Below are 18,041 nucleotides of genomic sequence, written 5' to 3'. Positions count from 1 at the left end.
ATCACTGACCTTTCAGGCTGCGTTCACGGCTCGCCAGCGGGCCTGGGCGGACTCGACGAGCTTGAACACCATCGCCAGGGCGGCGGCTCGGGAGCCGGCCCCTTGGTGACCTTCGTTCATAGCCTGACCGTCGCGAAGGTCGACTCGATGGGGTTCGTGGTCCGCGGGTGGATCCAGTGCTCGGCGGGAAGTCGTAGAACGCCAGCAGCTCGACCTCGTCATCAACGATCTTCTTGACGGCCTTGGGGAACTTCGCGCCGTACTGCTTGGCGAACGGCGAACGCCGAGGAACTGCTCGAGCGTGGGCATGAAGTCGCCGGACGACAGGCCGTGGAGGTACGTCTCGCTGGTCTGACAGCGCTCTTCGCCGTGGACGCCTTGCCCACTTGCTGGGCCCTCCTCGAACTGGTCCTTCTCATGAGGAAACAGGGGCCCTTGCTGTCCTGTCTCGAAGGATCTGGTTCGCGGCTGTGTCGGCGACGTGCGGCGACCAGATGAGTTGAGATGCTGGGTCGGGGAGTGTCTCAGCTGGTGTGGCCCGACAGATACGGATGCGCTCGCGGTCTCAGCCGATGTGGTCACGGCGCCGCCATCCGGGACTGTGCTGTCTACGCTGTATCGATGCTGCCGTACGAAGAACTGACCCCGCCCGAGCGAGAGTTGTGGGACGCCTTCCCCCAAGGCCGCCAGGTGGACCTGCGCGCGGGCACGCCGAGCGAAGACGATCCGGCCGGAGGGGCGGACTGGGGGCCCGAACGCACGCTTCGGGCGGCCGTCGTGACGGCTTTGGCGCGGGGAGGAAACGCAGCGCCACCGGGGGCGGTCACCGCCTTGCGGGTGGCCGGCGCGCGGATCACCGGTCATCTCGATCTCGCTGGAGCGGAGATCGGCCACGTGTTGTGGTTTGAGGACTGCTGGTTCGAGGAGGGGCCGAGCCTCTATGGAGCGGCCACCCGGACGATCGGGATCATCGGCAGCCGGGCGCCCGGCATGGACGCCACGTTGGCCCGGATAGAGGGCACCCTCAATCTGCAGCGATCGGTTCTCCACGGCACGGTTTCACTCATGAGAGCTCGGATCGCAGGCGAGTTGAAACTGAGCAAGGCGACGTTGTCGGCCTCGGACGGTTGGGCGTTGTTCGCCGGCGGCCTTGTCATGGAAGGCGGCGTGTTCTGCCGCAGAGGATTCACCGCACACGGCGGGATACGGCTGCTGGGAGCACACCTGCCGGGCGGCCTGTTCATGGAGGGAGCCCGACTGGACAACCCCGATGGTCCGGCGCTCCTCGCGGACAACGCCGTGGCCTCTACGCTGGTCTTCTCCGAGGGGTTCACCGCACAGGGAGCCGTATGCCTGCGGGGCGCGCAGATATCGGATCAGCTCACCTTTGACGGCGCCATCCTGAACGGCGAGGACGTGGCCCTGGACTGCTCGCGGATGCAGGCAGGCGATGTCCACTTCACACCCGCCGCACCACCCTCCGGCGCTGTGGACCTCCGGGGAGCCCAGGTCACAGCCCTTCACGACGGCGAGGGTGTCTGGCCGCGCATCGTACGGCTACAAGGATTCAGCTACGCCTCCATCCAGTCCAGGGACGGTCTACGAGGGTACGACGCAACACGCCGCGTGGAGTGGATCCGGCGCGAGCCCGGCTACGCCCCACAGCCGTACGAGCAGCTGGCGAGCTGGTACCGGCAGGTCGGCCATGAGGACGACGCCCGCAGAGTGCTTCTGGCCAAGCAGCGTCACCGCCGCAGCACCCTGCATCCGGCCGGGCGGGTGTGGGGGCACCTGCTCGATGCCCTGGTCGGGTACGGCTACCGCCCCTGGCTGGCCGGAGTGTGGATCATGGCTCTGACCATCCTCGGCACCGTTGTCTTCGGCGCGCACTCGCCGAAACAGTCCCAGCCCGGCCAAGGCCCACCGTTCAGCGCCCTCGTCTATACCCTCGACCTGCTGATCCCCATCGGCGGCCTCGGCCAGCGCACCGCCTGGTACTGGCCGGGAGGCAGCATCGCGCAATGGCTGTCCTACGCTCTGATCGCGGCGGGTTGGCTGCTGACGACGGCAGTCGTCGCGGGCGTGACCCGGTCACTGAACAAGAGCTGACAACCTCCACCGACACCCTCAACAGGTCCGCCGGACGACTTCCCGGCCTCCCGCGGCGGCGCCTTCACAGAAGCGTCATGACAGAGGCTGCCGTGGTAGCCATTCCTTGCTCCCGCTATCTGCCCTATCGTCACGACATGTCATGGCTCCCCCTCTTCGGGACCGTTGTCGGAGCAGCCATCGCGCTCAGCTCCGCCCTCCTGGTTGAGCGCCGCCGCGAGCGCAGGCAGGACCATCTCGATCGCCGCGTGACCAAGCAGGACCTGTACGCGCGCTACCTCGCGGCTCATGCCCATATGCGCGCGCAGTTGCGCATCCTCGCTGCTACCTCCGGCCTGTCGGACGAAGAGCGCGCGAATCGGGCCCGCACGGCCTACACCAGCTGCTTTGCCCCGCGTTACGAGCTTGAGGTGTTGGCCCCTCAGTCGGTGCTGTCCCCAGCGCAGGAGTTGGACGGGCACGCGCGAATTTTGCGAGACGTCCTCATCGAGGGTACGAACATCCAGGCCCAGGGCACCGAAGCCATGAACGAGTACTTGGACTCCATGAGGCTCGTACGCGCTGCGATGAGGGCCGACTTGGGTGTGAACGACAGCCCTTGACGGCTGTCGGAAGCCCGTCTCCCTCTTGGTGGCCCCACCGCGATTCACCGGCAACTGTCGACGTTCACGCCACAGACGCCCCGGTCAAAGTTCGGCGAGGTCGATCGATCCCCGGTGGAACGGGGTCGCGCTGCCGCAGACGAAGGTGGTGTCCCGTAGGAGTTCCGGCGTGATGCGCACGCCCGTCAGGTGCTCGGCGAGGGCGAATGCCGCTCCCGTGGCCAAGGGTTCCGCGGTACCGGAGGTCTCGTCCCAGAACTGGAAGCCGCTGTGGTGCATGGCGTCCAGGAGTTCGTCAGGGGTTGTCCTCGTATAGCTACGGCGAACGGACATGTAGCGCTGTGTGACTGCTGTGGTCGTCGTTCCCCCTCCTCCCTGCTTGCGTCGGTGACGCCCCAGCAGTGGGGCGTCGTGGCCCAATGCGACGGAAAGCCGTGGTCCCCGGAGCAGGACACCACCTGCCCGGGGGCCACGGGCCGTTCACCGGCACATGGTTGATACAAGCCGCAGTCGCCGACCGGCTCTGCCACGACCGAGCACCGTCGCGGCGGAAAGGGGACTCACCGCATTCGCCGGAAAACACCGTGCACGGCCGCCGGAAAGCCGACCGGCGGCTGTTCTGCGTCAGTCGGAATCAGCGCCGCAGGGCCAGGTCGTTGCGAGCCAGCTTGACCGCGGCAAGAAACGCAGCGAACACCGTGCCGAACAGGTTGATCGTCATCATCGTCTCGTTGATCGCATGCCCGCTCCAGCTGACCGAGGCCCCATCCTTGACCATGTCACCGGAGGCGCCGATGAAGTAGGGAACCGAGCTCAGCCCCAGCGCCCCGTAGAAGAGCACGTTCTGCGCCAACACCCCCCGCCCCTCGGTCCGCACCGACGCCGACACCGAGGTCGACGCCGGCTGACGCTTCACCAAATACAGCGCGAAGATCTGGAAGAAGACATAGGTGACAAACCACCAGCCCAAGTAGTTGGTGTACGGCACCCCGAACACCCCGCCCCCACGTTCCCAGACCCAGATCCGCTTCACTGTGGAGGCGATCGAGTCATTGCCGAGGTCGAACATGGTCATCAGTGCCGCGGCCAGCATCGGCAGCGCCACCACCTCGACCCGGCCGGCGACCGACCCGGACGAGCCGCCCAGACGGCTGTCCGCCTCGTCGAGCAAGGTGTTGGCCACCTGCCAGCAGATGTAGCCCAGACCGAAGTAGATCGGTCCGATATAGATGGGCACATGAATCAGCTGCGGATGGCCCGTGTAGTGGTAGTGGCCGAACGGGAACCCGGTGGAAATGCTGAGGTTCTCGAAGAAGTTGCTCACCACCAGGGTCTCGATCAGAAAGAACAGCAGCGTCCGCCACCCGTACCTCCGCACCCCGTGGATCAGCGCGAACGGGACCGACAGCAGCAGAATCGGCAGTGTGACCGCTGTCCCGGCCAGCGGAATGGTGACGCCGACGAGAGCGGCGGCGGCTGCCAGCAGCCAGAGGACGCGGTTCCATGCGTTCATTTTGATTCTCCTGTGATGGTGAGTTCAGCTTCCGCTGCCCCCCGCAGCCGCCGAAGCAGCCAAGTGCCGAGCAGGACGTGCGGAAGCATGGCGCCGAGCAGTACGGCGACCTCGGCCGGACGGTGGTGGCGGACGGTGGTGGCGGACGGTGGTGGCGGCGGCCAGGACCACTCCAACCGCCGCCGCGCACAGTGCCAGGGTGTGGTGGAAGCGCCCCGCCTAGGAGTGCGGCCAGTCGGCGGGGTCCGCGGGTTCGGGTGCGTCGGGGACGGCACGGCGGTACCCGGTGAACACTCGGGACGCCCAGGCACTGGTGGAATGGCGGCCGTAGAGCACCAGCAGCTCCTCCTCAGCCGCGTCCATCGGCCGGGCAGCCGCCGAGTCGCGGTACCTGACGCCCAGCCAGGTCATCCACAGCACCGGCAACTACGCTCACCAGTGAAAACCGGTCGCGCCGGCGCCGGGCGCGTTGAAGGTACGTACCGACATCAGCCTCCCGGCTCTCGATGCGCTTCACCAGAGCCTGCCGAGAATCGGTCTGGTTCTCAGACGCCGTCATCTCAGCCAATTCATCCTCCCCGGAGCCGTCGCCCCGACGTTTGCCAGCGGCCCCCGAAGCCCTCGACCGTGTCATCGGAACCGGTCAGAAGCTGGTGCAGACGGATCCGCTCGACGAACTCGGGACGCGGATCGACCACGGTCACCGGCACACCATCGCGCCGAGCCAGACTGCCGGTCCACCGTCACGCCCCCGTACCCGCCGCCAGCAACCACCGCGCTCAGCGTTCCCGCTCATCATCTCTCCCCATGTCGTGGACTCGGTATCAAGACACCAGCCACCCCTCTGCCGTAACAGCCCGCAGATGAGACGCAGCACACACCGGACGCAACGGAACGCCGTCCCTTTCCTCGGACGGCAGTTGGGCATGAGTGCTCAGACGGTCATCAGAAGCCACCGCCGACAGGCCACAGGGCGGCCTGCTTGAGGCCACCGCCGTCGCGGGCGGAGCTGAACGAGCTGGATGAAGGCCGACGGCTCGCCCGGCACGCGAGCCCGCTCACGACACCGCAGCTCAACTCGCCTTCCGTCTATGGCTGTCGGCCTGCGCCCGGTCTCATGTCAATCGGAAAGGTTCGCCGACGTCGCGTCAGTGTGAGAAGCCGTTGTCGTACCGATCAAGGGACTTGCTGATCGAACAGATGTCTCGATCGGGTGTCGCTGAGGGTCTCGTGCAGAGAGGCAGGGCATCTCGGTCACCGTGCCGGACGTCCACTCCGGCATGGAACGCGAGTACATCCGCGACCACACCTCGAAGACCACGAGGCAGCCCACAATCGTGGTGGGCGCGGGCCCGGTCGGCCTACTGCTCGCCGGGGACCTTGGCCGAAGCCGGCCGGGCAGTGACCGTGCCGAAATGTCGGCCGGACACGGAAGCGAAGACCAGCCGGGCGTTGATGGTGTGCGCCCGGACACTGGAACAACTGGACATTCGCCAGGTGGCAGAGCATCTCCGGACGACAGGTGGGCGGCTGACGAGTATGGAGCTGATTCCTCTTGAAGTTGCTGGTCACGAGGCTGGTACGGGTTGGGTATGGGCTGCTGGTGCTGGTCGGTGGTGTGTTCGCCAGCAAGTGATCGTCTGCCGTGGGCCGGTCTGCCGGAACCGCGCGTCCTGGCCGTCGTCGACACAAGGAGCTGGCGGAGAAACGCTCGCTCACCCGGGACCACCGCGGCGAGATGGAGCGTTCACGTCAGTTCACGATTGCCACTGCCGTCCCCGTCTCCTTCTGTGATCCGGCCAGCCCCTGGCAGCGCGGCTCGAACGAGAACACGAATGGCCTGCTGCGGCAGTACTTTCTCAAGAGCACCGACCTGTCCGTCCGCACCCCTGAGCACCTGGCCGCCGTCGCCGCCGAACTCAACGGCCGCACGCGAAGCGCTCGGCTGGGAAACCCCGGCCGAGCGCCTGCACAGACTGCTCACGGCCTGAGTCCGGCTATGTGCCGACCGCGTGGACTCAACTGACCGGCCATGCCCGCTTGGCCGCCCAGGTGCCGAAGCGCTGCCAGCCGATCTCCGGGAAGTCACGCCGCAGCGCGTCCACGTCCACATCGAGGCCGACCTCGGTGAAGTAGCGGAACATCGCGGCGAGATCGGCCGAGAACGCCTCGACGTGGGCGATCGGCAGCCGCTCGAAGACGATCGGCCGGCCGCACACGCCGGTCAGGGCTTCCGCGATCTCCAGGCAGGTCAGCTCGTCGGAGGCGATGTCGATGCGCCGGCCCGCGAATTCCTCCGGCCGCGCAAGAACATGGGCCGCGAAGGCGCCGATGTCCCGCGCGGGAATCAGCGTCAGCGGCCGGTCGGCCGGCATCGGCAGCACGAACCGGCCTTCGCGCAGGCCCTCGAGCGACCACTCGACCGTGTAGTTGTCCATGAACGCGGCCGGGCCGAGGATCGTCCACGGCACGCCCAGCCCGCGTAGGTGCCGCTCGATGCGGTACTTGCTGTCGAAGTGCGGGATGCCCGTGCCGCGGTCGGCGTGCGCGGCCGAGGTGAACACGATGTGCCCGACCCCGCGGGCGGCCTCCAGCAGGTCGATGCCCTGCCGGACTTCGCTCTCCGGGTCGGAGCCGAATGGCGTGGACATCGCGAACAATCCGTCGGCGCCCTTCAGGGCGGCCTCCAGCGACTTGCTGTCGTCGAAGTCGGCCGCGTGCACCTCGGCGCCGAGGATCTTCAGCGCGTGTGCGGCGGCCGAGTGGGGAGTGCGGGTCAGGGCCCGGACCTGGAAGCCCTGATCGAGCAGCGAGCGGACGGCCGCGCCGCCTTGGGCGCCGGTCGCTCCGGCGACGGCCACCACGGGCCGGTATGATTCCTGCGTCATGCGGTTACCGTACGGCACAGTTACTGCGTTACGCAGATATTTAGCGAGGGTGTGCATGCTGATGGACGATCTCCAGCTGGAGTCCCGCCGCTACCTGGCCTCCTACGTCATGTTCAACCAGGCGGTCGCGGACCATCTCAAGCTGCACCCCACCGACGTCCAGTGCCTCAACCTGCTGACCGTCGAGCCCGGCCCGTTCACCACCGGCCGGATCGCCGAACTCACCGGCCTGACCAGCGGATCGGCGACCCGGCTGGTCGACCGTCTCGAGAAGGCCGGCTACGTGGTCCGGCACCGCGACAAGACCGACCGCCGCCGGGTCCGGGTGGAGCCTGTCCCGGAGGCGATGCGGGATCTCATGGAACTGTGGTCCGAGTTGGGCGAGGGATGGCGGGCGATGTTCGCCGACTACACCGAGGACGAGCGCGCCCTGCTGTACCGGCACATGCGGCGCACGGTTGAACTCTCCCGGCGACAGATCGCCCGCCTGCGCGGCGAGGAATGACGGCCGCCCACGCACAACGCTCGGCCGACGAACCCCGGCCGAGCGCCTGCATGAACTGCTCGCGGCCTGACGAGTCGAAGACCCGGACGACCGACTCCATCGCCGCAAGACGGCGGACACGGGGCGGGATCGGGACCGCCGCGACGTACCTCTGCCGGACAGCCCACCCATAGAACTGATCGACTAGAGGCGTTTCTGTTCCACGGTGCCGTCAGATTCGTCTGAAGGACGTAAGAGTTGAGCGCGACGTCGTATCCGGTTTACGTGTCCTTCGACGACCCCGGAGCTCCAGGGCCGGGTCAGGCCGGCGGTCACCGCGTCGAGGTCCTGACGGAGGAAGCCTGCGAAGCCCTTCACGGGCTTCGGTGCCTCCTGCTCGGCCTGCCGGATCCACTCCAGCAGCAGCTATCCGCGCCGGTGACGGACGAGACCGGCAGCGTTCGCAGCGGGTCGCGAGGCCGGCAGCACTTCGCCGTCGTCCGGTTCGAAGTCTCCCGCGAAGGCGCCCTCGCATCTGGCCGGCGGCAGCATCCCGGGCTCGGTGCCACGTCCGGTGTGAACCGGTTCCCAAGGCCACGACGGCCGCCGTGCCCGACGGCATACGCAGGGTGCCCGCCAACCGCTGAGGCCGGCATCGGGGAGACAGGCGGCACTTCGGAGGCTCGGGCAGCAGGTGTCTCAAGGGGGCGGCGAAGGTCGATCAGCCAGGTCGAGGTGCGGTTCGAAGGCCCGCAGCAAGAGCGAGCGCATGCGGTCCGGATGCATCTCGGTCGAGTTGGCGAGGATCTGGATCGCCAGGCCGTCGACCATCGCCGTGAACCGGTCGGCGAGTGCTTCGATGTCCGCCTCCGGTGCCAGGCCCTCGGACCGGCACTCGTGCAGCAGGTCCACCACGACCCGGTACCAGCCCGAGTAGATCCGCCGCTGCGCGGGCCGCAACCGGGGTTCGAGCATCGCCTGGTTCCAGAACTGGATCCACACCGACCATTCGTCGATGTCGTCGTCGGCGAGCGGCAGTTGCACCTCGATCAGGCGGCGCAGCTTGCCACGCGCGGAACTCGCCCGGCCGAACTCCTCGTCGAGCCGGGTGCGGAACCGCTGGGCGTAGTACTCGAGCGCGGCGTGCAGCGCGGCTTCCTTGCTGGGGAAGTGGTAGTGCACCGTCGCCGTACTGGTCCCGCAGTAGCGGGCGATGTCCGAGACGCGCACGTTGTGATAGCCGCGGCGAGCGATGAGTACGGTCGCGGCCTCGAGGATCTGGTCCCGCCGCTCCTGCGCCGTCACCGGCTGCGCCCGGTCCCGCCCGTTCTCGGGCGGGAGAACGGGCTCCGGGCCGGTGCCCTCGACCAGATAGGCCGTGGACACCCCACAGGCCTTCGCGATGGCGGCGACTTCCTCGTCGCGCAGCCGCCGTGTCCCGCGCAACGCCTTGGACAGGGCGGTCGGGTCCATTCCGATCCGGTGGGCGAGTTCCCGCTGGGACAGGGCGGCCGCCCGGATCGCCGTCCGTACGCGTCCCGGCAGATCGGCGGCCGCTGCGACCGGCCGCTCTTCGATGCTGGTCATAACCCGGCCAGTATGTCAGGCAAGGCGGTTCACCCCTGTTGCCGATCGGCCGCCAGCGCGCTGATCACCTCGGCCGCGACCCGCTCGCCCGACGAGATCGCCCCGTCGATGTAGCCGTTCCACACCGAGGCGGTCTCGGACCCTGCCCAGTGGACGAGTCCGGACGGTTCCCGCCACCCGTCCCTCCCGTAGCGGGTCCAGCCGCCCGGGGTCACGAAACACTCGTAGCCCCCGATGGTCCAGCTCGCCCGCGGCCAGATCTTCTCGGCATAATCGATCGGCTGCCCCGCTCGGATTCCGGCCACCGCGGTCAGTGCGGCCAGCACCTCGCGGCGACGCCCGGTGTCGGTCGCGGCGGCCCAGCGGTCGAGCCGGTCGCCGTAGACGAACGCGACGAGCACTCCGCGCGAGGCGTCCTCGGGGGAGTTGTCGAAGACCACGCCGACCGGGCTCTCGCCGTACAGCGTCGCGATCCCGGAGCGTCCCTCCGAGCGCCAGAAGGGTTCCTCGTAGACGGCGTGCACCTTCGCGACCCGCCCCATCGGCGAGTGGCGCACCCAGCCACGCCGCCCGGGGGGCAGAACCGGGTCGAACGCGATCCGCTCGACCGCTGCCGGGGGCACGGTGACCACGGCTCGCCTCGCGCGGACGACGGTGTGGCCGGTGGCCGCCTCGACCCCGTGCGCGGTCTGCCGGATCGACAGCACCGGGTCCCCCAGCCGGATCCTTCCGTCCAGCGACTTCGCGAGCGCTCGGGCCACTGCGTCCGCCCCGTCGGAGAACCGGGCGTCCTGTGCGCACCCGCGGGTTTCCATCAGCTGTTCGTACCCGCCGCCCGAAGCCAGGTAGAACAGCACGTGGACCGACCTACAACTCCTGACAGTTGCTCATGGAACCAGCGCCGGTGGCGCTACGCTGCTGTGTCGTGCAGCAGACGCGTCTCGACACTGCTCGGATCCGGGCGGCTCGCCGGGTAATCGACCCGGTCTTTCTCGACACTCCGCTGTACCGCTGCGAGGCGCTGGAGCCCGACCTCGGGTGCACGGTGAGCATCAAGCTTGAAACGGCGAACCCGGTCCGCAGCTTCAAGGCTCGCGGCACCGAGGTAGTCGCGAGCCTGCTCGCCGACAATGCCTCGCGAGCCGTGGTGTGCGCGAGCGCGGGCAACCTTGGCCAAGCCCTCGCGTGGTCCGGTCGCGGCCGGGGGCTCGACGTCACAGTCGTGGCATCCCGCTTCGCGACTCGGGCCAAGCTTGATCGCATCCGCGCGTTGGACGCCGGGTTGGAGCTGGTGGACGGCGACCACGAGATGGCTCGCGAGCGGGCGGCGGCCATCGCGCGGTACGACGGCATCCGGCTGGTCGAAGACAGCCTGGACATCGAGACCTGCGAGGGCGCCGCGACCATCGGCCTGGAACTGGTGGACAACGCGTCGTCGTTCGACACCATCCTGATTGCTCTCGGCGGCGGGGCGCTGGCCACCGGCGTGGGTCATGTCGTGAAGGCATTGGCACCCGAAGTCGAGGTGATCTGCGTCCAGCCGCTGGGCGCGCCGGCGATGACACACTCGTGGCACAGGCGACGTGTCGTCACCACCGACTCGACCGACACCATCGCTGACGGCGTCGCCGGCCGGCGTCCCATCCCGACCGTCCTAGAGGACCTCCTCCTGGTCGTTGACGACGCCATCCTGGTCCAGGAGGCGTCGATCATCGCCGGTATGCGGATGCTCCTCGACCACGCCGGCCTCGTCGTCGAACCGTCGGCCGCGCTCGGCATCGCGGCGATCCTCGAAGACCGTGACCGCTTCGCCGGCCGACACGTCGTCACCATCGTGTGCGGCAACAACGTCGACTTAGACGCCTACCACCGCTGGGTCGGTGCGGTCCCCATCCACGGGTCTTGACAATCGCTCTCTGCAGCCCGCGGGCAGAGGAGTTCGATCAGGCTGCCGTAGTCTTCGTGGCCATGTTCAAGTGGTGACGTGTTGCCGGACAACGAGCGGCAGCGGTGGACGCTGGATCCGTTCGTGAGCGTGGGCCCGCTGAGTTTCGGCATGTGCCCCGACGAGGTATCGCAGGCTCTGAGTGACGTCACGGCGGAACCCCAGAGGCACACGCGTGGTTGGTCCGCGGCCGAGACTGTCTCCAGAGTCAGGGATGGCGTCTATCAGAAGTTCGGTCTGAAGCTCTACGACCGGCAGGAACGGCTGGCCGGCGTTGTGGTCGATGCACTACGCGGGCCTCAAGTCTTCGCTGAGGGCATGGCTCCGGTAGGGCGCGTACCTTCGGTGTTGGAGCAGTGGATGATCGAGCGAGCCGAGACCCGCGAGCCCTGTACGGAGCTCAGCTACCTGGACGCAGGTGTACCCGGCTCTGACACTCTGGGCGTCGTGATCGATGTTCAGCGAGCGGGTGACCACCTGCTCGCGCGGCCGGTGTTCATACCCCCGAAGCGATGGACGACCTTCCCCACTTCCTCCCCGCGAGCGCATGGTCGCGTTGCTGAACACCCGGCCTCGATGGAAGCGGCCATCGCCTCTGGTCGCGAATGATCACGACTTGAGCCAGAGGCGGATCGAGGCCACAGTGACGATGCCGTGAAAGACGTAGGCGCGCTTGTCGTGGCGAGTGGCCACCGCTCGTGCGTACTTGAGCTTGTTGATGGTCAGCTCGACCTCGTTGCGTCGCTTGTACATGTCCTTGTCGAAGCCTGCCGGCCGGCCTCCTCGGCTTCCCCGACGGTGGTGGTTGGCCCGCTGGTCCTTGGGCTCGGGGATGGTGTGCTTGATTTGCCGTCGGCGCAGGTAGCGGCGATTGCGGCGGGAGCTGTACGCCTTATCGCCGCCGAGGTGATCGGGGCGCGTGCGCGGATGGCCGCCCCCGGAACGCTTGGCCCGGATGCGCTCCAGGACTGGGATGAGGGGGCCTTCCCCAAGGCCGGGTAGTTAGGGTTTTCGCAGGTCACGCAAGGGGAGTTGGCGAGTTTCCGACGTAGAGCAACGGGGCTCGTTGGTACAGGCAGTCGTCCAAGACAGCTTGTCCCGAAGGAGCTCCGTTGCTCGATCATTGTGTCCTGCCGCCGCCGTTGGCGACTATCACCCGAACGGTCACGGTGGCTGCGGGCCGGTTCGCGCCCGGTCATCTGGGGGAACTGACGGCGATCGTGCCGTTCGAGCTCGTCGACGCGGTCCTGTCGGAGACGAGGACGGTGCAGCGGCGGCTGCGTGATCTGCCCTCGCGGGTGGGGGTCTACTTTCTGCTCGTGATGTGCTTGTTCCCCGAGGTCGGCTACCGGCTCGTCTGGGACAAGCTGACGGCCGGCCTGTCCGGGATTCCTGTGGTCTGCCCGACCGCGAAGGCGTTACGTGACCTGCGCCGGCGACTCGGCAGCGCGCCGGTTCGGGCGTTGTTCGACGTACTGGCCGGGCCGTTGGCAAGGCCGACGACGCCGGGAGTGCGGTTCGGGCCCTACCGGACGGTGTCATTCGACGGCTGCAGTTCGCAGAGGGTCTTCGACTCCGATCGGAACCGGGCCTGGCTGGGGAGAACGTCTCATCACGGCTATCCGACGCTGGAGTTGATGACGCTGGTCGAGACCGGCACCCGGGCCCTGATCGGTGCGGTGTTCGGCCCGACGGCCGAGGGCGAGACGAGCTACGCCGGCCGCCTGCTGCACCTTCTGAGGCCGGACATGCTGGTGCTCTGGGACAAGGGGTTCGACGGCAACGCCTTCCTCTCCGCCGTCACCACCACCGGCGCCCAGTTCCTCGGACGGCTCCGCAGCAACCGGCGCACACCGGCTCTCACCCGTCTCGTCGACGGCTCCTATCTGTCAGTCATCGGCACCGTGCGGGTGCGGGTCATCGATGCGCAGATCACCGTGACCTGCACCGACGGCACTGTCTTCACCGGCTCCTACCGGTTGGCCACCACCCTGACGGACGCCCGCCGCTTCCCGGCGGCCGTGTTGGTGGATCTCTACCATCAGCGGTGGGAGCACGAATCGGCGTATTACGCGCTCCGCCACACGATCATGAACGGCCGCCTTTTGCGCTCGGGTGACCCCATCGGCATCGAGCAGGAGATGTGGTCGCTCCTCACGCTCTACCAGGCACTGCGGACCGTTATGGTCGACGCCGCCGAGTCCGTCCCCGGCACAGACCCCGACCGCTGCGGCTTCACTATCGCCCTCCAAGCCGCCCGTGATCAGGTCATCCAGGCCGCCGACGTCGTCACCACGACCGTCGAACCGGTCGGTCTCATCGGACGCCGGATCCTGTCAGGCCTGCTCCCACCCCGGCGGCAGCGGGTGAGTACCCGCAAGGTCAAAGCACCGACCTCCCGCTACAACGGGCGATGCGACAACGACGGCCGGCCCGATGCCAGCCGCACCGTCACCGACCTCGACGTCACCATCCTCGAACCCTCCGATCCGCTGCCCGCACTGCCGACCGCCTCCCGGGATGATCGGCACACCGCCCCCGGCAAGCGACGCCGACACCGAATCCTGACCCTGCTTGAGGAAGACCCCACCCGCCTCTGGCAACCCCGCGACATCGCGGCTCACTTCGGCGACGTCACCCTGGAAACCATGTACAGACAACTGAACCGCTGGGCCACCAGCGGACTCATCCACAAGCTCGGCCCCGGCCTCTACGCCGCCACAGCATGGTCACCAACTCCCCTTGCGTGACCTGCGAAAACCCTAACTACCCGGCCTTGGGGCCTTCCCCCGAAGCGTGGACACCATTTGCTATGCGGCAGCGGTCAGCGTAACTGATCGCTGTTCGAAGGCGATCGGGCTGATGTAGCCAAGCCCCGAGTGCCTGCGTCTGGTGTTGTAGCGGGTGACCCACCGGAACACCGCGAGGCGGGCCTCACGCGCCCCTGACCAGCGTTTCTTTCCTTGGAGGGTCTCTCTTTTCAGGGTTGCGTTGAAGCTCTCCGCGGCGGCGTTGTCCGCGCTGGTGCCGACCGCTCCGCGCGAGCGGATCACGCCGAGCCGGCTGCACACCTTCGCGAACTCCTTCGACGCGTACTGCGCCCCGTTGTCACTGTGGAAAATCGCCCCGCCGAGGCTGCCGCCCCGGGTGCGGGCGGCGGCTTCGAGCGCGTCGGTGACCAGCCCGGTGCGCATGTGGTCGGCGATCGACCAGCCCGCGAGCCGCCTGGAATGCAGGTCCAACACCGTTGCCAGATAGAGGAACTGGCCATCTCCGACGGGCAGATACGTGATGTCGCCGACGTATTTGGCGTTCGGCTCGCTTGCGGTGAAGTCCCGCCGCAGCAGGTCCGGCACCGGGGCCGCTTCCGGCTCGGGGATCGTGGTGCGGACCTTCTTGCGCAGGTGCACGCCCTGGACGCCGATGCGGCGCATCACCCGCTCGACGCGCTTGTGGTTGACCTCGATCCCGGCGGCCTTCAGTTCGGCCGTGATGCGCGGGATGCCGTAGGTGCCGTCGGACTCCTTGTGGATCTCCCGGATCCGCCTCGCGAGGCGGGCGTCCTCCCGAGCTCGCGCCAGGCGGGCCGGGGCGGCCTTCAGCCACCGGTAGAACCCGGACCGGGAGACCTCCAGGACCCGGCACAGCCGCTTGACGCCGAACGCGCCGCGATGATCATCAACGAACTGGAAACGGCTCACCAGTTGGTCTCGCCGGCGAAATACTTCGCGGCCCTCCGCAGGATCTCCCGTTCGGTTTCCAGCTCCCTGATCCGGGCCCTGAGCTGCTTGTTCTCTTCTTTCAGCACATCGTCGGAGGCTACCTCGGCAGTCTGTGCCGCCCGTGGCGAGCCGCTGGTGCCCGCCGCGTGGCCCTTGCGGGCCCGCTCGGCCCGCACCCAGTTCCGCAGCGTCTCCCGGCTGATCCCCAGGTCCTTGCCGACGCCCTCGAACGTGTTCTTCGGGTCCGACAGGTACAGCGCGACAGCGTCCGCCTTGAACTCCGCCGAATACACCTTCATCACCATGCGTGACATCTCTTCCTCTGGACCCTCAAGGTCCAGTGTCCAAGGTGTCCACGCTCAGGGGGAAAGGCCCGAGCTGCGGGCTGTCGCCCCACTGGCCGGGAGTGATCAGCAGGGCCAGCGGGCGAAGGCCGCCCTCTCCGGCGAGGTGGATCTTGGAGGTCAGGCCGCCGCGGGAGCGTCCGAGTCCCTCGTCGGCGCGACGCTACCGCGGGTTCGATCGCCGCTTCGGGATCCGTGGTGCCTTGCGTGGTGCTCCGGCCGCGTACTGGTGAGCCCGGCATGAGGCGGAGTCCACACTCACCATGCTTCAGTCGGTCCGCCCCTGCCCGTCGGCCTCGGTCAGAACCGTCCGGAGGTCCGGTCCCAGGTGCCGTCCGCTGACCAGCGGCGATGGCGCTCATAGACCGTCTTCCAGCTGTCGAACCGCTCCGCTAGGTCCTGCCACGGGACGCCGGTGCGGACCCGGAACCGGATCCCGTTGATCACCATGCGGTGGTCGCCCCAACGCCCGCCTCGGCGGGGACGGTAACCGTCAGGCGCTGGCGCACTTCATCACCTCCGGCCCGTGGGATCCAGCGCATGTGCGGGCCCGGCTGACCTGGACGATGCACAAGGCGATCGGTCCAGAAGCGTTGATCATCGATGACACCGGCTTCCTCAAGGACGGGGACGCATCGGCCTGTGTGTCCAGGCAGTGCACCGGCACCGCAGGCAAGGTCACCAACTGTCAGGTGGGAGTGTCGCTGCACCTGACGCGCGAGTGGGCCTCGACGGCGGTGAGCCGGCGGCTGCTCGTGCCCGCTTCGTGGGATCCCGCCTCTGCCCAGGCTGATGCGGTCAAGGTCGCCCGCCGCGGCCGCTGCGGCATCCCGGCGCAGGCGGGGCATGTGGAGAAGTGGCAGTTGGCCCTGGTTGTGCCACTCGGTGGCCAACCCTGCATCCTGCCGAGTGGCAGACAAGGCCGGCCACCGCCTCGAAGGCACCATGCGCAGCGCGCTGCTGCACGCCGACGGATGGCACGACCAGCATCTGCACGCCCTGGTCCAGGGCGACATCTGATCCTGCGACGGTCGATCAGACCACCGTCGGGAGCGGCCGTCCGCCCCAGCGGATGTCCTTCTCGCTGCGGACGTGGGCGCGCCAGGCGTCGACGTCCTTGGCACGTACGAGCCGGCCCGCCGCGTGAGTTCGTTCCGTACGGCTTCGTCGCCCTCGCGGGGTTCGGTCTGCTCCAGTGCGCCGAGCTCGCGCAGTGCCTGGAGCTCACCGGCGCGGGCGGCGATCCGGGCGGCTACGCGCAGCTCGGCTTCTCGGGCGACGGCGGCCGCGGTCATCCCCCTCGCCCGGCGGCGCACCACGCGTCGGCCGACGCGGACGGGATCGACCGGCGTGCTCAGGCCGCAACGCCCTGCCCGAGCCGTTGTGTCGTGTGGGATGATCGGCCGCATGATCGAAGCTCCAGCACGGAAGGGCGGCCTCCGCCCCGCCCGATGACGTGGCCGGACGAGGCCGTGGCCGACGGCACCACCACGACACCCGCCCACCCTTCCCGTATCGCGCTCTTCGAGACGATACGCGCCGACCGCACCGGCCCCGTCGCCACCCGGCTGCTCCGGCTCGCCCACGCCGACACCCCCTTCGTGCGCCGAGAGGCCTTGGACCTCCTCCATGGCCTGGCCCGCGAACGGCCCTGGCCCGAGGCCATCAACGCCGCAGTGGCCCGGCTCAGTGACCCCGACGAGGAGGTACGGCGCCGGGCCGCGTGCCTCTTCGGCTACCTCGGGCAGCCCGGCCTGGTTCTCGCGGCCCTCGGCGAACTCGCCGATCCTGTCGTGCGCACCATCCTCGCCAGGGCGCTCGGCCCGACCGCCGCCCACCTGACGGATGCTGACCTCGCGTCGGTCCGCTTCCTCGCCCACCTGGAGACGCTGCGGGCAGCGCCACCCACGCGATGGCGCTCCCTGGACACCGCACTCCTCGACGACGTCCGGGAGGCCGCTCACCACCTGGAGGACATCGGGCACATCTGGGGCCAAGCCCTGTACGGACTGAGGCGCGAGCACGACACGTACGCCCTCGTGGCCCGCCTCCTCGCCGACCCCGCCACCCGGGACATCGGCGCCGACCTGGCCCGCGAGGCGTGCCACGACTGGCGGATGGCCCCGGTCAGGCTGCTGCCCCTGCTCGTCCAGCACCGCGGCCAGAGGGTCACCCCGGCTCTTGGTACGGCCCTCACGACAGCCTCGATCTCCGAGGCGGCGATGCGGACGCACGGAGTTCTCCTCGCCGAAGTCCCCTTCACGCCGTCCCCGAGGGCCCGCCGGATCCCGTCCACCACGACGGCGTACGACAGCGCATCCGCCGCCGCGCTCCTCGCCGCCAAGCCTGTGGGCATCGCCCGCCTCGCTCACGCCTCCGAGATCTTCGAGGCCCTGCTGGACGCCGGCCCGCTGACCTTCCGACAGGCGGCCCAGATGTACAACCTGACCTTCCTTCGCACCGGCCGCTCGCAGGCGGAGTGCGCCCCGCTGTGGCTGCGGCACGCCGGTCCTTCCGCACTGTCCCGGCTGCTCGCCCTCATGACACCGCACCTGGCCGACTACGCGGTCGGCGAGTACTACCTGACAGGTCTCGCCCGGATGGGCGGCCACGCGCGCCCCGCGCTGCCGGCCGTGACGGCGCTGATCGACAGGCGTACCCGCATCCCCGTCAACGACTCCACCCGCGACGCCGAGATGAGACTGGACGAAAGCCTTCTGGCCGCCGCTCTCAGCACCCGCCGCGCGATCCTCGCGGACGCCGTTGCGCCGCCTCCTGCCCCGCCGTCTCCCCCATAGCCGCCAACTCAAGTCCTTCACCCGCCAAGTACGGCGCTCGGGACGTGCC

General features: G+C 68.5%; 14 protein-coding genes and 6 pseudogenes. 10 read left to right on the top strand and 10 right to left on the bottom strand.

Going from position 1 to position 18,041, the window contains the following annotated elements; translation table 11 throughout:
• Nucleotides 1-18: 18 nt before the first annotated feature.
• A pseudogene (locus OG568_RS57995) lies at nucleotides 19-274 on the bottom strand (transposase); the annotation flags it as partial.
• A 347-nt stretch (nucleotides 275-621) separates the two neighbouring features.
• On the opposite strand from OG568_RS57995, the gene OG568_RS57990 reads away from it, so the two are divergent.
• Together OG568_RS57990 and OG568_RS57985 are read left to right on the top strand one after the other, a co-directional pair.
• A complete protein-coding gene (locus tag OG568_RS57990) occupies nucleotides 622-2,109 on the top strand; it encodes an oxidoreductase (RefSeq protein WP_329538016.1) in 1,488 nt (495 codons plus the stop codon).
• Nucleotides 2,110-2,246: 137 nt separating this feature from the next.
• Entirely contained in the window at nucleotides 2,247-2,711 is a 465-nt protein-coding gene (locus OG568_RS57985) for a hypothetical protein (protein WP_329538015.1), read from the top strand.
• An 84-nt stretch (nucleotides 2,712-2,795) separates the two neighbouring features.
• Here the strand turns inward: OG568_RS57985 and OG568_RS57980 are convergent, their stop codons facing one another.
• The 3 genes from OG568_RS57980 to OG568_RS57970 form a co-directional block, all read right to left on the bottom strand.
• On the bottom strand, nucleotides 2,796-3,044 hold the full coding sequence (locus OG568_RS57980; protein ID WP_329538014.1) for a DUF6461 domain-containing protein: 249 nt from the start codon (nucleotides 3,042-3,044) through the stop codon (nucleotides 2,796-2,798).
• A gap of 301 nt (nucleotides 3,045-3,345) precedes the next feature.
• Nucleotides 3,346-4,224 carry a carotenoid biosynthesis protein gene (locus OG568_RS57975; RefSeq protein WP_329538013.1) on the bottom strand — a complete coding sequence of 293 codons (879 nt, stop codon included), beginning with the start codon at nucleotides 4,222-4,224 and terminating at the stop codon, nucleotides 3,346-3,348.
• A gap of 219 nt (nucleotides 4,225-4,443) precedes the next feature.
• Nucleotides 4,444-4,635: a hypothetical protein gene (locus OG568_RS57970; protein WP_329538011.1), complete on the bottom strand. Its 192-nt coding sequence runs from the start codon at nucleotides 4,633-4,635 to the stop codon at nucleotides 4,444-4,446.
• A 1,294-nt stretch (nucleotides 4,636-5,929) separates the two neighbouring features.
• Here OG568_RS57970 and OG568_RS57965 point away from each other — a divergent pair.
• Nucleotides 5,930-6,215: pseudogene (locus OG568_RS57965) on the top strand (transposase); the annotation flags it as partial.
• A gap of 27 nt (nucleotides 6,216-6,242) precedes the next feature.
• On the opposite strand, the gene OG568_RS57960 reads toward OG568_RS57965, so the two are convergent.
• Nucleotides 6,243-7,112, bottom strand: a complete 870-nt coding sequence (locus OG568_RS57960) for an NmrA/HSCARG family protein (protein ID WP_329538010.1) — start codon at nucleotides 7,110-7,112, stop codon at nucleotides 6,243-6,245.
• 55 nt (nucleotides 7,113-7,167) lie between these two features.
• Here OG568_RS57960 and OG568_RS57955 point away from each other — a divergent pair, with 55 nt between their 5' ends.
• Nucleotides 7,168-7,617, top strand: a complete 450-nt coding sequence (locus tag OG568_RS57955; protein ID WP_329538009.1) for a MarR family winged helix-turn-helix transcriptional regulator — start codon at nucleotides 7,168-7,170, stop codon at nucleotides 7,615-7,617.
• Between the two features lie 678 nt (nucleotides 7,618-8,295).
• On the opposite strand, the gene OG568_RS57950 is transcribed toward OG568_RS57955, so the two are convergent.
• Complete coding sequence (locus OG568_RS57950; RefSeq protein ID WP_329538008.1) at nucleotides 8,296-9,183, bottom strand: TetR/AcrR family transcriptional regulator; 888 nt, start codon at nucleotides 9,181-9,183, stop codon at nucleotides 8,296-8,298.
• A gap of 29 nt (nucleotides 9,184-9,212) precedes the next feature.
• A complete protein-coding gene (locus tag OG568_RS57945; RefSeq protein ID WP_329538007.1) occupies nucleotides 9,213-10,040 on the bottom strand; it encodes a flavin monoamine oxidase family protein in 828 nt (275 codons plus the stop codon).
• Nucleotides 10,041-10,108: 68 nt separating this feature from the next.
• On the opposite strand from OG568_RS57945, the gene OG568_RS57940 reads away from it, so the two are divergent.
• Nucleotides 10,109-11,089 carry a threonine ammonia-lyase gene (locus OG568_RS57940; RefSeq protein ID WP_329538006.1) on the top strand — a complete coding sequence of 327 codons (981 nt, stop codon included), beginning with the start codon at nucleotides 10,109-10,111 and terminating at the stop codon, nucleotides 11,087-11,089.
• Nucleotides 11,090-11,170: 81 nt separating this feature from the next.
• Entirely contained in the window at nucleotides 11,171-11,737 is a 567-nt protein-coding gene (locus OG568_RS57935) for a hypothetical protein (protein ID WP_329538005.1), read from the top strand.
• Here OG568_RS57935 and OG568_RS57930 read toward each other — a convergent pair.
• Nucleotides 11,738-12,118: pseudogene (locus OG568_RS57930) on the bottom strand (transposase); the annotation flags it as partial. It abuts the gene before it with no gap.
• Nucleotides 12,119-12,240: 122 nt separating this feature from the next.
• Between OG568_RS57930 and OG568_RS57925 the strand changes: the two are divergent.
• Nucleotides 12,241-13,878 carry a transposase domain-containing protein gene (locus tag OG568_RS57925; RefSeq protein WP_329529911.1) on the top strand — a complete coding sequence of 546 codons (1,638 nt, stop codon included), beginning with the start codon at nucleotides 12,241-12,243 and terminating at the stop codon, nucleotides 13,876-13,878.
• A gap of 60 nt (nucleotides 13,879-13,938) precedes the next feature.
• Here OG568_RS57925 and OG568_RS57920 read toward each other — a convergent pair.
• Together OG568_RS57920 and OG568_RS57915 are read right to left on the bottom strand one after the other, a co-directional pair.
• Nucleotides 13,939-15,155, bottom strand: a protein-coding gene (locus OG568_RS57920; protein ID WP_329536675.1) for an IS3 family transposase whose coding sequence is annotated in 2 segments (ribosomal slippage) — nucleotides 13,939-14,840 and nucleotides 14,840-15,155 — 1,218 coding nt in all. Because the reading frame shifts where the segments join, the coding sequence is not laid out codon by codon here.
• A 70-nt stretch (nucleotides 15,156-15,225) separates the two neighbouring features.
• Nucleotides 15,226-15,671, bottom strand: a pseudogene (locus OG568_RS57915) (IS5 family transposase); the annotation flags it as partial.
• Here OG568_RS57915 and OG568_RS57910 point away from each other — a divergent pair.
• The 3 genes and pseudogenes from OG568_RS57910 to OG568_RS57900 all read left to right on the top strand — a co-directional run.
• Nucleotides 15,662-16,066: pseudogene (locus tag OG568_RS57910) on the top strand (transposase); the annotation flags it as partial. The pseudogenes OG568_RS57915 and OG568_RS57910 overlap by 10 nt on opposite strands.
• A gap of 1 nt (nucleotide 16,067) precedes the next feature.
• Nucleotides 16,068-16,214 (top strand): annotated as a pseudogene (locus tag OG568_RS57905) (GNAT family N-acetyltransferase); the annotation flags it as partial.
• A 431-nt stretch (nucleotides 16,215-16,645) separates the two neighbouring features.
• The gene (locus OG568_RS57900; protein ID WP_329538004.1) at nucleotides 16,646-17,992 is read left to right on the top strand and encodes a HEAT repeat domain-containing protein; all 1,347 of its coding nucleotides are present in this window, start codon (nucleotides 16,646-16,648) and stop codon (nucleotides 17,990-17,992) included.
• The last annotated feature ends 49 nt before the right edge of the window (nucleotides 17,993-18,041 follow it).

Source organism: Streptomyces sp. NBC_01450 (assembly GCF_036227505.1).
GTDB lineage: Bacteria > Actinomycetota > Actinomycetes > Streptomycetales > Streptomycetaceae > Streptomyces.
This window is presented reverse-complemented; position numbering and strand designations above follow the sequence as displayed.

Coding starts and splice junctions, on each gene's coding strand:
- OG568_RS57950 (WP_329538008.1), bottom strand. CDS start 9,183: ATGACCAGCATCGAAGAGCGGCCGGTCGCAGCGGCCGCCGATCTGCCG.
- OG568_RS57960 (WP_329538010.1), bottom strand. CDS start 7,112: ATGACGCAGGAATCATACCGGCCCGTGGTGGCCGTCGCCGGAGCGACC.
- OG568_RS57990 (WP_329538016.1), top strand. CDS start 622: ATGCTGCCGTACGAAGAACTGACCCCGCCCGAGCGAGAGTTGTGGGAC.
- OG568_RS57985 (WP_329538015.1), top strand. CDS start 2,247: ATGTCATGGCTCCCCCTCTTCGGGACCGTTGTCGGAGCAGCCATCGCG.
- OG568_RS57975 (WP_329538013.1), bottom strand. CDS start 4,224: ATGAACGCATGGAACCGCGTCCTCTGGCTGCTGGCAGCCGCCGCCGCT.
- OG568_RS57970 (WP_329538011.1), bottom strand. CDS start 4,635: ATGACCTGGCTGGGCGTCAGGTACCGCGACTCGGCGGCTGCCCGGCCG.
- OG568_RS57900 (WP_329538004.1), top strand. CDS start 16,646: ATGACGTGGCCGGACGAGGCCGTGGCCGACGGCACCACCACGACACCC.
- OG568_RS57980 (WP_329538014.1), bottom strand. CDS start 3,044: ATGTCCGTTCGCCGTAGCTATACGAGGACAACCCCTGACGAACTCCTG.
- OG568_RS57955 (WP_329538009.1), top strand. CDS start 7,168: ATGCTGATGGACGATCTCCAGCTGGAGTCCCGCCGCTACCTGGCCTCC.